The following is a 15861-nucleotide window of genomic DNA, read 5'->3' on the forward strand; positions in this document are numbered from 1 at the left end:
ACCTGCCTTGCCGCGAACGAGCCGCCGGCGTTCAGGTCTACGATGGGTCGGGGTAATTGCGCCCGGTGCGTCGTGCTGCCTCGTGATTCTTTGTGCGGCAGGCGGTCCCGGCCGGGTGGTCCGGTTTTGCGCCACTAAGAGCCAAGGGACTGCGGCAGACGGGTGTGGTTTTTGCTGGTAGTTGGGTGTGAAGCAGGACGAGGGTTCTTGGCCCTCGGCAACGGTTGGAGGCGATATGTCGGTCAATGGAATTAACGGTAACGGTTTCGATATTTCGAAACTCCTGGGCGGCACGGCGACGACGCCGGCGGCGGGTTCGGCTGAGGCGACGGATTTCTTGTCATCGCTGAAGTTGCAGATTGCCAATGTCGAATCGCAGACGGTCGGCTTGCTGGTCTCATCGGCGACGGGTTCGGGCAAGGTGTCGGGCGCGGCGAATTTTGCCGACATTCTCGGTGCCGGCAAAACGGCTGGCACGTCCTCTCTGGATGCCCTGCTGGGCGGTGCCGCGGGCGTGGGTGGCACGAATGGCGTGTCGGCCGCGGGGCGCAACATGGCGCTGTTTGACCCGGAGTCGGCCTACAGGATGATGACGGGCATCAACCGCTTTGCCGTCAATTTCAAGGCGGAATCGTCTGAATTGAGCGACATGAAATCCTACGTGTCGACGCTGCAGCAGGAGGCGGTGAAGCTGGGCAGCACGGCGGTGTCGACCAGCAACGAAGAAATCCGCGGCAGCGTGCAGGCTTTTGCCAATGCCTACAATGGCTGGATGCAACGTTTCGGCAGCGAGTTGCAGGATGGCGGCATGCTGGCGGACTCGCAGGCGGCCAAGGTGTCGCAGTACGAACTGGAGCAGAGTATCGCCAATCCGTTCAATGGCGCGATGAACGGCGTGCATGGCATGGCTGATCTCGGCCTGAGCATCGATCCGGTGACCAAGCTGGCGACCGTCGATAGCGCCCGGCTGGATGCGACGCTGGCCAGCAACAAGACGGCGGCAATCGGCGCGCTGCACCAATTCACGACCAATTTCGCCAAGTCGGCTGAGCTGTTGAACTCGGCCGGCAACTTCATTACCAACCGGCTGGACAATCTGACGCGCGCGATCAGCTACATCGATACCAACATGACGTCCTTGCAGGCCGAATTCGGCCTGGGTGACCCGGCGACACCGACCGGGCAGGTGGCCAAGGCCTTGGCCAACTACAACGCGGTTCACGGCGTTGGATGAACGGGCTGATTTTTGTGTAAAAAGAACCACAAAGAGGCCAGGGTCGAATTAAACGCGGTCGCCAGCGATCATACAGATCGCCCCCTACGTTTAAGCAAACCGGATATGCGGCTGTCACGGCGAATTTTCTGACGATTTGTCTCGCCTTCCGCAGCGTTGCCGAGGTTGCAAATTCACCTATACAAAACCGATTCACCCAACGATAATTCGGCTCCCCTTGGACGCTTGACGTCCGACCGAGCCAGATTGATTCGGGTGGAGGAGACAAACCATCTGAAAAGCCCGCGTTAGACGGGCTTCTTTTTTGTCCTGGCGAATGGTGCCAAAGCGCCCCGGTTCTCTCTGTGAGTCGTTGATCCGGACAAAAAAATGCCCGCTCTAGGCGGGCATAAATCCATTTCTTGGAGGAGATGGAGGAGACAGTTCCTATTGTCGCAGAAAATTGCTGCAATGCAACAAATAATATGTGTCGTTTAAAAAAATACTGCGCGGCCCGCTTGGGGCCGGGGATTTCTCCCCTTTTCAATTTTGGCCATTTTTTCCGGTTGACCGTGGAAACCGCGCCAGCGCGGCACGGCAATCGCCAGAAAAACTGACACCTGGTCTTTTTTGAACGCCCGCCGAGGGGCGAATAGTCAGTGCCCGCAACCGCAGGAGGGGACGTTTTCGCCGCGGTTGCGCATGAATTCGCCGATGCGGACGAATTGCTCGTACAGGGCGGCGCGCAGGGGTTCGTCGGCGACTGACTCGGCGAGCGCGAGCTTCATGCACATGAGCCATTGGTCGCGCTCTTCCGGCCCGATGGCGTAGGGCATGTGGCGCCGTCGGAGCATGGGCGGGCCGTATTTTTCGACGTAGAGCTGCGGGCCGCCGAGCCAGCCGGAGAGGAAATCGACAAACTTGTTGCCTGATTCGGTGAGGTCCTGCGGGTGAATTTTGCGTGCGGTATAGGCTTCGGGTAGCTCGTCCATCAGCTGGTAGAAGCGGTCAACCAGTTTGCGGATGGCGGCCTCGCCGCCGATGCGTTGATAGGGTGTTTCGGTGGTTTGGTCGATTGTTTCCATGTCATTTTCTCAAGTGTCGCGCCTGCCCTTTTGCCATGCCTTGATGGCCGCCGTGGCGCTTCCATCAGGCTCACCGCGAATTTGCCGCGCGATTCGCGACGGGGTGGCTTGAGGGCAAACCAACAGCAACATGCATGCCGGAGCGGCGTCTGTGCTCAAAGTCGGCCCCAGACGGGCGAATGCCGCGAGTTTGTGCGGCGAAACGAGGAAATCCGCTTGATCAGGCTTGCCAGGCGTGACAGCTATTGGCGTGCGCTTTGCCATAAATGACACACCCGGCCTTGTCGGGTGTTTTCGCTGGCGGGCTCGTCATTTCAATTTTGGCCATTTGTCCCGGTTGACCGTGGAAGCCGCCCCTCGATTCGCTCTGCTTCGGACAAACAGGGTAACCAATCATCCGAAGCAACCGAATTTCAGCCTGGCGCCCTATCTCCCGAACAGTTTCTGCAACTCCTTGCCCAGCGCTTCCTTGGCCTTTTCCTTGAGCTGGCTCTTGGCGACTTCGACGAGCAGTTTGTCGAGTTCCAGCGTGTAGGCGATCTGGCTGTACGGGCCGCGCAGGCGGAGCGGTACGGAAATGCCCTTGAGCTGCGCCAGTTCCGAGCCGGGGCCGGTCAGGGAATCGTCTACGCTGACCTTGGCGAGATAGTCGATCCGGTCGTGCCCGATGTCGATGTTGCCCTCGCCGGCCAGGCGCACGACGGGTGATTTCAGCGACAGGTCGTTATTCCGGGCCACTCCGCCGTCTATGTTGAAGCTGGCGGTCAACCCGGAAAAATCGGTCTTTTCCGCTGTATCGGTGGTGCCGCTCACCGCCTGCTTGCCACCGAGCAAGTTCTTGGCGCTGCGCAGCAGTTTCGCCACGTTGATGCCCTTGATGGCGCCGTCACGCAAGTCGAGTGCGGCCTGGCCAGCCAACCCGCGCTTGAGTGCAGACACGGTGTCGCCGCGCGTCGTGACATCCAGCGAGACGTTGCCACGCCCTTCGAGTATGTCCTTGTCGGCCAGATCCTTGAGCAGCGGCGAGATATCAATGCCGCGCAGGTTCTGGCGCAGGGAAAACTGGTTGCTGGCGGCGTTGACTGCAAGCGCTCCGTCAAGCGAGCCGCCGTAGAGGCTGGCGCGCAGCGGCGCGACTTGCAGCCGACCATCGGCCGCCTCGATCTGCACGTCGAGCCCGCTCAGTTTGAGCTTGTGCGCCTGCAGTCGGCCGATCTTGATGGCGCCCTTGAGGTCGAGGCCTTTGAGCGCAGACAGATCGATCTTGGCCTCGGCCCCGGCCGTTTCGGCTTTGGCAGTCGCGCTGCCGCCTGCCCCGGCCTTTTTCGGCGGCAGATAGCGGTCGACGTTGAGCTGGTCGATGCCGAGGGTGAAATCCAGCGCCAGTGGCGAGAAGCGCTCGACCAGCAGCTTGAGGTCCATTTGCGAGTCGTCGAGACGGGTCTTGAGGGCGAAGTCGGCCCGCTGGCGGCCGATGTCGGCGGTCAATCGACCGTCCATCGGCAGCTTGACCTGCTTCATGGGCAACGCCGGGCTGCTCACGTCGAGGCTGCCGGTCAGCTTGGCCAGCGTGACGATCTTGTCCTTGCCATTGACGCTCACCGGCGAGCTCAGATCGGCCTTGAACGCGGCCTCGCCGACTTTGCCGTCGAGCCCGAAAGCGAGGTTGCGGATGGTCAGCGCGTCGAGCGAGCCGGCCAGATCCTGCAGCGAAATTTTCGCCGCCACCTTCTTGCCGGCGCTTTCCAGCGTCGCTGAGAAAGTCACCGTCTCGCCCCTGGCCTCACCTGCCGTCAGCACCACGCCCGGCGTTTCCAGGGCGAGCACGAAATGGTCGGGGCCGGAACTGCCCTGCGTCGCCAACTTGAGTTTTTCGACCGCGAAATGCTTGCTCCCGGTATTGCCGGACAAGGCGCCGGTCGACAGGTCGAGGTCAGAAATTTCGGAGGCCTTGCCGCTCGCCTCGTCGTGCCAACTGATGCGCACATTGCGCAACTCCAGCCCGGCGACGTCGATTTCCAGCGGCTCGCCCGGCTTGCCGGCCGCTGCTTCCGGCGTTGCGCCGGGCGCCGGTTTTTCGCCGGCCAGGTCGTCGATATTGAGCGAGCCGTCCTTGTGCTTGACGAGATTGACGGTCAAACCATCGATTTCAATGCGCCTGACTTCCAGCCGCTTGCTGAGCAGCGGCATGACGGCAACGGCGATGCGAGCCGAGGCCAGTTTGAGAAATTCGCTACGACCGTCGGCTTCGGACAGGCCAACCTGCCCGACGCGAACCGCCACATCGGGCCAGACCGAAAGGCCAAGCTCGCCCCCGATGGTCAGTTGCCGGCCGGTCTTCGCCGCCACCTGCTCGACCAGCTGGCGCTTGATCGCCGCTTCGTCGAACAGCGCGTACAACACGCCGGCCGCGACGACCAGCAAGCCGACCAGCACGGCAACGACGATCCCCAGTTTGCGAACAACGGTCATGCCAAATCACCTCGTTTTTGTTTCGACATTGTTTTCAGACTAGCAGCCCGTGAAAAATACGTTTGGATAAATAGTAAATGAGGGCGCCAACGCCTTGCCACGAATCCCGCGGTCAACCGGATTGACCAGGCGAAAAGCAATTGCGGGCCAAGGCAACTCACGCCCGCTAAGCGCTTGCGCATCGCCGACTAGCGCAACATGATGTGCTGACGCCAAGGCCTCAACCGCCTGCTTCGCTGTCCATGGCCAAAAACCCGGGCTTTCTCCGTCCCCGTCCTTCTGCGAGAATCGGCGCTTTCGCGTTTTCAGCCCAACCATGATCCAAGGCCAATTCCGTTCTTCCATCCTGCAGGTGCCGGCCGATGTCACGGCGCTCAGGTTCCGCGGTTATCTGCGCAAGGAGATCGAGGCGGTGCAGGCATCGGCGCAAAGCGCGGAGGACATCTTCGTGGTCCGCGTTTTTGTGCTGGAAAAGGTGTTGTTCGGGCTGGGTGCGAAGAAGGTGGACAGCATCGTCCAGGGCGTCGTCGGCAAGTGCCCGAACATTCAGCGCATCGAGCTGGAGGCGCTGGTTCGGCCGTTGACGGCTGACGAGATGCAGGAGGCGGCGGCCGATGCGCAGGCAACGCTGCAGGCGTTGAGCGATCGGGTGATGGCTTCGGGCGGCAAGCTGGGTCCGACTTCGGGCGCCGATTAAGCGACGGCGGGCGCCCGGCGCCACGGAAGACGGTAGCTCCCACGGTCAACCGGAAATTTTGCCCAAAAATGAAATGTCCGGCAGGCGCTATTGCGGCCGGTCCGATGGCGGCGGATTGCCTTTCTCCCCGGGGCAGCCATGTGCATGACCGCTCGAGCGTGGAATAACTCTCCAATAGCCACAAAAAATCGAGGGGCAATACGGCCAGTTCTGACAAAATACCGAATACGCCATTTGCCCACTGCCTGAACACATTGCTGCAGCAATATACATGACCGGTTTTCGAAGCATGACGCCAACCCAACGGGCTCGACTTTTTTTGGTTGCCGGGCTGGTCGGCGCCAATCTGCTGGTTTTTGTCCTGGCGTATTTCTCGGTCGAGCGCAGCATGGCGCTTTACGAAGAGCAGCCCCGAACGCAGACGCAAAATGTTGTGCGTTCGCTGGATCAGTCCGTTTCCGGCAGCATTCGCAGCATCGACCTGGTCCTGCACGCCATTGTCGATGAACTGGAGCAGCAGTTGGCGGCGGGCGGGATTGATGAAGCGGCGATCAACAGACTGATTGCGCGCAGCCATGAGCGACTTCCCGAACTTGAAGGGCTGCGCATTGCCGATGCTTCCGGCCTGGTTTTTCTCGGCACTGGCGTGAACAGGAAGGAGGCCGTTTCCTGGGCTGACCGTGATTATTTCAACCACCACAAGAATTATGCTGACGGCGGAATGTATTTTCGCAAGCCCCGCGTGGGGCGGGTCGCCAAGCAATACATCGTCAATTTTTCGCGCCGCTTCAACGACCGGGATGGGCGCTTTGCCGGTGTGGTTTCGGCACCGATTGCCATCAGCTATTTTGCCGACCTTCTGACGCAGTACCAACTCCCCCAGAACAGCGTCTTGATCCTGCGCGACGAGGATCTGGGGATCATCGCGCGTTTCCCGCCGGCCCCCAACCTGCCGGTGGCTCAGTTGGGCAATACCACCGTTTCAGAGGAGCTTCGCTCGCTGCTTGAATCGGGCGTCAAATCCGCCACCTTCCATACCGCCAATTCGTCGGATGGATTCGATAAAACCGCTTCGTTCCGGCTCTTGAAAAATGCCCCCATACTGGCCATCGTCGCCATTCCAAGCGACAGCTACCTGGCCGGCTGGCGCCGGGAAACACTGAAAACCACGGCCATGGCGGCCGGCTTCTTCCTGCTCTCGGCGCTGCTTGGCACCTTCCTGTTCAGGATGCTGGGGCGTTCGGAACAGGACCGGCTGCACCTGACGCTGAGCGAAGGCAGGTTGCGGACAATCATCGAGACCGAGCCGGAATGCGTCAAGCTGTTGGACAAGGATGGACGGCTGGTAGAGATGAATCCGGCCGGTCTGGACATGATCGCCGCCACCTCGCTCGATCAGGTGGCCGGCCATCGAGTTCTCGATCTGGTTGCGCCGGAGGATCGCCAGACTTTCAGCGAACTGCACCAGAAGGTAATAAGCGGCCAGCGTGCCATGTGCGAATTCGCCATCATCGGGATCAATGGGGAACGCCGCATCATGGAGTCGCACGCCGTCCCCATTCAGATGGGCGGTGAAATCGCCCATCTGGCGGTTACCCGCGACATCACGGCACGCAAGCAGTCGGAGCGCGAACTCGACGCCTACCGCAACCATCTGGAGTCACTGGTCGAGGCGCGGACGGCCGAACTCCATGCCGCCAAGGATGCGGCCGAGGCGGCGAGCCGCGCCAAGAGCACCTTCCTCGCCAACATGAGCCACGAGCTGCGCACCCCGCTCAACGGCATCACCGGCATGATCCGGCTGGCCAGCTTCCGGATGACCGATCCGAAAGGCAAGGATCAGCTCGACAAGGCCAGGTTCGCCGCCGACCACCTCCTCTCGGTGATCAACGACATCCTCGACATTTCCAAGATCGAGGCCGACCGGCTCGTTCTCGAGAAAGCCGACTTCACTCTTCAGCCGATCATCGACAGCATTTTCAACCTTCTTGGCGAAAAGGCGCAGGCCAGGGGACTTGAAGTGCAAGCCATTCTGGCACCGGGTCTGGGCAACCTGGTCTTGGTTGGCGATCCCTTGCGCCTCGGGCAAGTGCTGATCAATCTGGCGGCCAACGCCATCAAATTTACCGAACATGGCAGCCTGACCATCCGCGTCACCGAGCGCGAATCGCGTCCGGACAATGCGCTGCTGCGCTTCGAAGTCATCGATACCGGCATCGGTCTGAGCACCGACGACCAGACGCGGCTGTTTTCGCCGTTCGTTCAGGCGGACAACTCGATGACCCGAAAATACGGCGGCACGGGCCTCGGCCTGGCCATCAGCAAACGCCTGATCGGGCTGATGGACGGGAAAATCGGCGTCGACAGCGGGCTTGGGCAAGGCAGCAATTTCTGGTTCGAGATAGGCCTGCCGAAATCCACCAAGGCGGCGGCCAATGCAAGTGAGCCGCTTGCCGAATCGGAGGCGAGCCGGATTCGCCGCGAGCATCGGGGCAAACGCATCCTGCTCGTCGAAGACGAAGCGATCAATCAGGAAGTCGCCCGCGACATACTCGAGGACGTCGGCCTGCTCGTCGATGTTGCCGACAATGGCGAACAGGCCGTTGAGCGGGCCGCTCAGCAGACCTATGCGGCCATCCTGATGGATGTTCAGATGCCGGTCATGAACGGCTTGTCGGCAACCCGGGCAATTCTTGCCGAATCACTCAACCAGCAGACGCCGATCATCGCGATGACGGCCAATGCCTTTACCGAAGACCGGGCAGATTGCCTCAAGGCGGGAATGAAGGACTATCTCGCCAAGCCGGTCCGCCCGGAACGCCTGTACCAGACCTTGCTGAAATGGTTGTCGGCCGGGCGACAGACCTGAGCAGGATTGCTCCCCGGCTGGCCGATTAAAGCAGCGCCTGGATCGCCTCGACCAGCTCTTCCGGCCGGCTGGCCGAGGCATAGCGATGGACCACCTTGCCCTCCCGGTCGACCAGGAATTTGGTGAAATTCCATTTGACCGCCTCGGTCCCCAGAATGCCGGCCGCTTCGTGCTTGAGCCAGGCGTAGAGCGGATGGGCGTGGTCGCCGTTGACATCGACTTTGGCGAAGAGCGGGAAGGTCACATCGAAACGGGTCTGGCAAAACTGGCCGATGGCTTCGGCATCGCCCGGTTCCTGCGCACCGAACTGGTTGCACGGAAAGCCGAGAACAACAAGACCCCGGTCCTTGAAGCGCCGGTAGAGTTCTTCGAGGCCGGCGTATTGTGGCGTGAAGCCGCACTGGCTGGCGGTATTGACGATGAGCAGGACGTTGCCGCGATAGGCGTCGAGGCTTTGCTGATCGCCGTTCAGACGCTGGGCGCTGAAGTCGTAAAGGGTTTGGCTCATGGGAATTGGTCTGGCCTTTCTGCTGGCGCGGTTTGGCGGTTGGGTCAGGTATTCTGAGTGCCGATGGTGACCTTGGTTCGACAATTCATGGCGGGACCCGCGAAATTTCCGGGCGAGGATTGTCGGGCTTGCCTCGGCGAGGCTGTCGCAAAGCCGGCAATTGCCGGCGGCCGCAAAAAACAATAACGCCAAATCAATCACTTGGCTTCGGGCATTTCTCTTGCGTGAGCTTCTTCATGCACGCCCACGCCCATCTCGCCCGACCCGATTTTGCCGCCCAAGCGCCAGGCAAGGCGGCGGCCGGGCTGCTCGACGGCTTCACGCTGCGCGATGTGCCCAAAGGCTACCTGCTGTCGACGCCCGACAGCCCGCACAATCAGGTACTCATGGTGCAATCCGGTCGTTTGCGGGTTTATCTGGCCGGCGACAATCGCGAACTCAACCTGAGTTTTCTCGAAGCCGGCGACATCTACACGACGCATACGCCGACCTATGTCGAAGCTGTGGTGCCGACCAGCATCTGGCTCATCGACACACCGACCTTCACCCGCAAGCTGGCCACCGACCCGTCGGTAACGCCGATCATGATGCGCGTCATGGGTCGCCTGCTGAGCAACGCGGTCGGGCTCATCGAAGACCTCGCCTTTCGCGAAGTGCCGGCCCGGCTCGCCCGCTTTCTCTGCCAACTGGCCGAACGGCGCGGCCTGCGTCAGGAACACGGCTGGCTGGTGCCGCTCGACTTCAGCATGCAGGACATCGCCAGCCTGCTCGGCACGACGCGGCAAAGCATTTCTTCGCTGATCAACCAGTGGGAGCGCGAAGGTGTGCTGCTCCGCCAGAGCCGGCGCAGCCTGCTCGTGCCCTCGCTCGACGCGCTCAAGGCGCGCTGCTCGCCTTTGCCATAAAGTCCCGCCCTGAATCAAAACGTCGGCCAGCCGACGGACAGCCAGCTAGCCATCCAGCTAAAGTTCTTCCCGACAACCTTCAGGGAGAACGCCATGTCTCAACAATGCGCTTGCCGCAAGACCGACCGCTACGTCAGCTTCCAGGACATCGATTGCGCCGGCAATGCCCGCCGGCTCATGGAATATCTCGACCGGCAACTGGCCATCCCGGGCCGCAGCAATGCCTTCTGGGAATACTTCGCCAAAAAACGCGCCGGCAACGCTGTCACCAAGCCGGACGACCTGTTTCTGATCCACTCCAACATCAACCAGTTTCGAGATTTTTTTGAGCACTGGAACGACAGCGAGGCCCTTGGCCTGTTGCTGCAGATCGAGGAAGAGTGCTGCTGAGTTTTCCGCCAGTTCCACGGTCAACCGAAAAAATGCGCCAAAAATGAAATTCCGCTCCCGCTGCGGAACATGACCAGCTCGGCATGGAGCCACACTATCGTTATAAGGCAGAGTTCGGCCAAAAACTGCCAAAAAGCGGTAACGACGACATCATAATTAATTCACACGCGGTAACTACACTTGCCAGCTTATCTCTCTGCGGAAGTAGTTATGGCAAATTTATTCAAGCATCTAGTTGGCGCGGCCATTGTTCTTTCGGTTGCTTCAGGCGTGGCGCAAGCTAGCCCATCTAAATTTAGCTTTGCAGCCACTGTCACATATACGGACGGTTCGTTGTCGGGCGTGAGTGTCGGTAGGCAATTCTCAGGCAGTTTTATCTATGATCCGATGACAACCCCCTCGTATGCCAATTCCACGATGGCCTACTACCAGTTCGGGGCACCAAGTAAGATCGTGGCAAATGTGGCTGGCCACCAAGTGGCATCAACCAGCTTAGGTATCAGGGTAGTCAACAACTTTGGAGGTAACGTCGAAGACGGCATCGATATTTCAGGTGGCTACCCACTTTCGGTCGATGGAACACCTCTGCCAAATGGCAGTTTCGGGTTCGTACTTCACTCCAAGCCTGGGAACACGGGCGTATTGACGAGCACCGATCTACCCTTGATCTACGATGTAGGCGCATTTGACGCGCATTCTTCACTGAACTACGGTTGGCTACAACGGGATGGTGGCCAAACGGGGACAATATTGCAGTTCTCCGTAAGTTCAATTGCTGCATCAGTCCCTGAGCCGGGCACCTATGCCATGATGCTGGCTGGCCTCGGTCTGTTTGGAGGTATCTTTCGTCGTCGTAGCAATTGAAGCTTGCATAACTGAGCCAGAGACGAGCGGGAGCGTTGCCTCCTGTTTCAGTTTTCAGATTTTCGTGCCCGAAGGGCAAATGCGAGCGGCGAACAATGGTCCGCTTTGGGCACCAAGTTGCCGTTCGACCTGGCCCGGTCAAATTGGCTTCTTCGCATGGTCGAAACCGATGCAATTCGGTGGTCATCACAGCAAGACTCCGCTACGGCTACTTTAGTGGCCGAATTTGCACGCCATCTGTCTGACTGAGCAGTGGCCGCTGAGCACCGCCTCGCCTACGATGCTGCTTTGCCAACAATAAGGAGACAGCATGCAGGCCTTTCAGGATTACTACCCGGAGAACCTCGCCCATTGCTACGGTTGCGGCCGCAACAACGAGCACGGGCATCAGATCAAGACCTTCTGGGAGGGCGATGAAACCGTCACCCATTTCCAGCCACGCCCCGAACACACGGCGATCCCCGGTTTTGTCTATGGCGGCCTGCTCGCTTCGCTGATCGACTGCCACGGCACGGGAACAGCGGCCGCCGCGATGTACAAGGCCGAGAACCGGAGCATGGACAGCCTGCCGGCCTTTCGTTTCGTCACCGGCTCGCTGCAGGTCAGTTACCTCAAGCCGACGCCGCTTGGCCCGGTCCTCGAAATTCGCGGCAAGGTGAAGGAAATCAAGGGCCGCAAGGTCGTCGTCGAGGCCACGGTTTACGCCGACGGCGTGGCCACGGCGCGCGGCGAGGTGATCGCCCTGCAGATGCCGGATACTTTTGTGGCGAGCTGATAGCCTGCGCTTTCAGGCAGCGGAGCGGGCTGCCTGAAACGCTTTCATTGAATTATTCGGAGCAACGCGGTCGACGCTATCGCCTGCCGCCCCGGGCAGCGTATCCTTGCCGCCCACGCCGTATTTCCCGCCCCCATGTCCACCACGCTCACCCCCCGTACCGAACGCTTTTTCCTGCTGACCCTGGCCGGTATCCAGTTCAGCCACATTCTTGATTTCATGATCATGATGCCGCTCGGGCCTATCCTCATGGCGGCTTTCGGCATCGGCACGAACGAGTTCGGGCTGCTCGTCGCCTCCTACAGTTTCAGCGCTGCGGTGTCGGGAATTCTGGCGGCAACCTTTGTTGATCTCTTCGAGCGCAAGCGCCTGCTGCTCATCGTGTTCACGCTGTTCGGCGTGGCAACGCTGGCCTGCGGGCTGGCGCCGGGCTATTCGACGCTGATCCTGGCGCGCGGCATGGCCGGCGTCTTCGGCGGCATCATGGGGGCGCTGGTCCAGACGATGATCGCCGACGCCATCCCCTTTTCGCGGCGGGCGCGGGCGAGCGGCGTGGTGTCGAGCGCCTTTTCGATTTCGACCATTGTCGGCGTGCCCCTCTCGCTGTGGCTGGCCAACCACTTCGGCTGGCGCGCGCCCTTCGTGCTGATCGCCGCATTGACCGTCGTTTTCCTCGGCATCGGCCTGCGCTTCCTGCCCGAACTGCGCCACCACATCAGCGAAGAAAAGCGCGCCCATCTGCTCTCGGCGACCTTCAGCGTGCTCGGCGACGCCAACCACCTGCGCGCCCTGCTCTTCTCGGCACTGATCATTTTTTCCGGCTTCACGATCATTCCCTACATCACGGTCTATGCCGTCAATAACGTCGGCATCGCCCAGACCGACATCCCCATCGTCTATCTGGTCGGCGGCTCGGCCACCTTCATCAGCGCCCGGCTGATCGGGCACTGGGCCGACAAGCACGGCAAGGTCGAGGTCTATCGGCTGGTCGCCCTGCTCGCCATGATCCCGACGCTGGTTCTCACCCACGCCGGCGTCCTGCCGCTGTGGGGCTGGCTGATCATCTCGGCCAGCTTCTTCGTGCTCATCTCGGGGCGCATGATCCCGGCCATGGCGATCATCGCCTCGTCGGCCCAGCCCAAACTGCGCGGCACCTTCATGTCGCTCAACGCCACCACGCAGTCGCTGGCCATGGGCCTGGCCACGACGCTGGCCGGCTTCCTCACCTCGCTCGACGCCAGCGGCCGCATCGTCGGCTATGCGCAGGTCGGCTACGTCGCCGTCGCGGCCAATCTGGTCGCCATCTGGTTCGTCTCGCGCATCGACATGCACGGCAAGAACACCTAGCCCGACTTCCACGGTCAACCGGAAAAAACAGCCAAAAATGGAACGCCGCGTCGCTAATCGGGCGCGCCGAAAAAATCGGCCTTGTGCACCTCAAAAATACTGTATAAACTACTGTATATCGTAATCCCGGAGACGCCGCCATGTGCGGATGCTACGAACTCAAGGCCAGGACCAGGGCACTGAACAGGCGCTTTCCGCAACTTCACCTTGGCCACGGCGAACCGCCCCGCAGCGGCGATATGCAGCCGAACGACCCGGTGCTGATGATCACCGCCGGCAGCCCCGGTTTTGTCGGCAGCCTTGCCGGTTGGGGGCTGGTCGGCAGCTTTCTCGACCAGCCCCCGCGCAACCCGCTGCTCACCCTGCCCGCCGAAGGGCTGGCCAGCAAGCCGTTTTACAGCAAGATCCTGAAACGAAACCGCTGCCTCATCCCCGCCACGGCTTTTCACGAATGGCAGACGCTGACCGGTGGAAAACAGAAAATGCGTATCAGCGAGGCCTCTGGCGATCTGTTGATATTCGCCGGCATCTTTGACCACCACCCACTGGCCGGAACTACCTGCGCCATTCTCACCACCGCTGCCGACGCCGCCGTCGGCCTGATTCACCCCCGCATGCCGGTCATTCTTGATCATGACGAATGCAGCTTCTGGCTGAGCGACCACGGCGACTTTCCCGAGGCCGATTTCGCCGCGCTCCTCGACGCCCCATCACAGCACGCGCTGACAATGGAAGCCATCATCGCGGCGCAACCCTCGCCACAGCTGTCGCTCGCCTTCGCCTAGATAGCGGTCTATAAAAAGGTGATGCTCGTTACATAGTTGTATGACTGCACCAAGGAGCGGCTTGCCATGCAGCAGGACACCTACCGATACCATGCAAGGTTCTACGACCTGCTCTACGAACCTGCGGCGCGGATTGTCCGCGACATTGGCCAGCTCATTTACCCGCCGCGGGAAAACATCGCGATCCTCGACGTCGGCTGCGGTACCGGCACCCAGCTTGCCCTCTACCAAAAACCCGGTTGCCGGCTGGTCGGCCTTGACAGCTCACCGGCAATGCTGGCGCAGGCCGCGCACAAGCTGGGCACGGCGGCCGAACTGCAGGTCGGGGAGGCGACGCAAATTCCCTTCGCGGCGGGCAGCTTCGATCTGGTCACAGTCATTTTCGTGCTTCATGAAATGTCACCCGAAGACCGCCCTGCCGTATTGCAGGAGAGCCGACGCGTCGTCAAGCCGGATGGCCGCATCATGCTGATCGACTACCACCCCGGCCCCTACCCCTGGTTGATGGGGCAGGTCTGGCACCACCTGATCAGGCTCATGGAAATCAGTGCAGGCCCCGAGCATTTTGGCAACTATCGCCATTTCATGGCCTCCGGCGGGCTCGACACCGTGGTCGCCGGACAGCCGCTACGCGTCGACCAGCGATACGTTTCGGAACACGGCGTCACGGCCATCCATCTGCTCGGTCCCGAATAGCTGCCAGCGCCGGAAAAAGTCAGTATTCTGGCGACCTGTTTACGGCCATACGAGCGCAGCAGCCCGGCTTGATGATCACGGCCATCCGTTTCTCCCGCCAGCCTCCCGATGAAAGTGCGACGTGGATATCGACTTTTTCCTGAGCAGCCTCAGCAAACTACCCCTGTTCGACAAATGGGCGTGGGGCGCCGTCTCCGTCGCCGTGCTGGCGGCGGCCGGGCTGATCCTGTTTTTCGAGCGCCGCCATTTCGCTGCGCGCGACAAGGGCGGCAGCTGGCTGTCGCTGCGCCTGCTCTCGCTGTTCGTTCTCCTGCCGGTCACGGCGGGGGTCATCGTCATCCCGAGCATGGCGATATCGGGGCCGGAGGCACTGGCCTATTTCTATCTCGCCCTGCTCATCCTTGGCCCGCTCGTCTGGTTCGCCGGCCATTCGCTCTGCGGCCGTCTGCTGCGACCAGCCTTCAGCAAGGGCGAAAGCCGTTTCATGGCGGCCAGCGGCCTGCTCATCCTGTTCCTCCCCTTCGCCGCGGCCACCGTCGCCCAGGGCCCGATTTTCCTCGCCTCGCGCGGCCTGACCGAAAGCGCCTTCCAGGCTGCGCCGGCCGCCGCTTTACCGCATGCCACCGGCCCGGTACAGCGCTTCAACCTGCCGACCGTCGGCCTGATCTACACCCAGTCGCTCATCGCTCCACCCGGCCTCGAACTCGAGCGAATCGACCGCAAGGTGGGCGAAATATGGGCTGACACCGCCACCAGCAGTCGCGACATCTTGTGTCGTGATCAGCAGAACGTACACCTCATGTGGTCGGCCCGCGAGCCGACGCCAGTCCTGCGCCTTTACTGGCGCCTCAACGGCCAGCGCGTGCAGGCCGATTTCTCACCAGTCACCGTCGCCGATTCGGCCGAGCCGCGTGAATTCACCATCACCTTCCGTCCCGACGGCATCGACCCGCCGGTGCCCATTCCCCGTTCACGCGCCTCGATTGCCTATTTTGTCGGCCCTGATCGCCTCTATTTCAACTCGCTGAACCCGCTGCAGCCAGGCGAAACCTTCGCCAACGACTGCATCATGCCCGGCTACAAGCGCGTCGACAGTGAAAAGGAAGGCCCGCCGCAAGCCGTCGCGCTGATGTTTTTCCAGAGCGCCAATGCACCTTACTTGCGCGCCGAGATCAAACGGCCGGCCGAGCCGCAGTCAAACCGGCAGCCATAAGCCGTAAAATTCAGCATCCCGGCGAGCAATTCAGGCCGAAAC

At 61.0% G+C, this 15861-nt stretch carries 14 protein-coding genes; 11 read left to right on the top strand and 3 right to left on the bottom strand.

The genetic code is table 11. The annotated features are described in order from the left end of the window. Positions 1-235 precede the first annotated feature (235 nt). Positions 236-1234, top strand: a complete 999-nt coding sequence (gene fliD, locus AC07TV_RS11480; protein WP_494648494.1) for a flagellar filament capping protein FliD — start codon at positions 236-238, stop codon at positions 1232-1234. Positions 1235-1869: 635 nt separating this feature from the next. Here the strand turns inward: fliD and AC07TV_RS11485 are convergent. Further along, the gene (locus AC07TV_RS11485; RefSeq protein WP_494648495.1) at positions 1870-2298 is read right to left on the bottom strand and encodes a group II truncated hemoglobin; all 429 of its coding nucleotides are present in this window, start codon (positions 2296-2298) and stop codon (positions 1870-1872) included. Positions 2299-2724: 426 nt separating this feature from the next. After that, positions 2725-4770 carry an AsmA family protein gene (locus tag AC07TV_RS11490; protein ID WP_494648496.1) on the bottom strand — a complete coding sequence of 682 codons (2046 nt, stop codon included), beginning with the start codon at positions 4768-4770 and terminating at the stop codon, positions 2725-2727. Between the two features lie 316 nt (positions 4771-5086). Here AC07TV_RS11490 and AC07TV_RS11495 point away from each other — a divergent pair, with 316 nt between their 5' ends. Together AC07TV_RS11495 and AC07TV_RS11500 are read left to right on the top strand one after the other, a co-directional pair. Then, entirely contained in the window at positions 5087-5467 is a 381-nt protein-coding gene (locus AC07TV_RS11495) for a hypothetical protein (protein ID WP_494648497.1), read from the top strand. 271 nt (positions 5468-5738) lie between these two features. Next, on the top strand, positions 5739-8336 hold the full coding sequence (locus AC07TV_RS11500; RefSeq protein WP_494648498.1) for a response regulator: 2598 nt from the start codon (positions 5739-5741) through the stop codon (positions 8334-8336). 25 nt (positions 8337-8361) lie between these two features. Here AC07TV_RS11500 and AC07TV_RS11505 read toward each other — a convergent pair whose 3' ends face one another. Further along, the gene (locus tag AC07TV_RS11505) at positions 8362-8844 is read right to left on the bottom strand and encodes a glutathione peroxidase (protein WP_494648499.1); all 483 of its coding nucleotides are present in this window, start codon (positions 8842-8844) and stop codon (positions 8362-8364) included. 224 nt (positions 8845-9068) lie between these two features. On the opposite strand from AC07TV_RS11505, the gene AC07TV_RS11510 reads away from it, so the two are divergent. The 8 genes from AC07TV_RS11510 to AC07TV_RS11545 all read left to right on the top strand — a co-directional run bounded on the left by AC07TV_RS11510 (position 9069) and on the right by AC07TV_RS11545 (position 15819). Next, on the top strand, positions 9069-9749 hold the full coding sequence (locus AC07TV_RS11510; RefSeq protein WP_494648500.1) for a Crp/Fnr family transcriptional regulator: 681 nt from the start codon (positions 9069-9071) through the stop codon (positions 9747-9749). Between the two features lie 93 nt (positions 9750-9842). After that, entirely contained in the window at positions 9843-10139 is a 297-nt protein-coding gene (gene cowN / locus AC07TV_RS11515) for a N(2)-fixation sustaining protein CowN (RefSeq protein WP_226497657.1), read from the top strand. 210 nt (positions 10140-10349) lie between these two features. After that, positions 10350-11003: a PEP-CTERM sorting domain-containing protein gene (locus AC07TV_RS11520; RefSeq protein WP_494648501.1), complete on the top strand. Its 654-nt coding sequence runs from the start codon at positions 10350-10352 to the stop codon at positions 11001-11003. A 310-nt stretch (positions 11004-11313) separates the two neighbouring features. Next, the gene (locus tag AC07TV_RS11525) at positions 11314-11778 is read left to right on the top strand and encodes a PaaI family thioesterase (protein WP_494648502.1); all 465 of its coding nucleotides are present in this window, start codon (positions 11314-11316) and stop codon (positions 11776-11778) included. A 135-nt stretch (positions 11779-11913) separates the two neighbouring features. Next, positions 11914-13125, top strand: a complete 1212-nt coding sequence (locus tag AC07TV_RS11530) for an MFS transporter (protein ID WP_494648503.1) — start codon at positions 11914-11916, stop codon at positions 13123-13125. 140 nt (positions 13126-13265) lie between these two features. Then, positions 13266-13910: an SOS response-associated peptidase gene (locus tag AC07TV_RS11535; RefSeq protein WP_494648504.1), complete on the top strand. Its 645-nt coding sequence runs from the start codon at positions 13266-13268 to the stop codon at positions 13908-13910. 66 nt (positions 13911-13976) lie between these two features. Further along, positions 13977-14606: a class I SAM-dependent methyltransferase gene (locus tag AC07TV_RS11540; protein WP_494648505.1), complete on the top strand. Its 630-nt coding sequence runs from the start codon at positions 13977-13979 to the stop codon at positions 14604-14606. 121 nt (positions 14607-14727) lie between these two features. Then, the gene (locus AC07TV_RS11545; RefSeq protein ID WP_494648506.1) at positions 14728-15819 is read left to right on the top strand and encodes a hypothetical protein; all 1092 of its coding nucleotides are present in this window, start codon (positions 14728-14730) and stop codon (positions 15817-15819) included. The last annotated feature ends 42 nt before the right edge of the window (positions 15820-15861 follow it).

The sequence above is a fragment of the Azonexus sp. GW821-FHT04F04 genome (genome assembly GCF_059420025.1).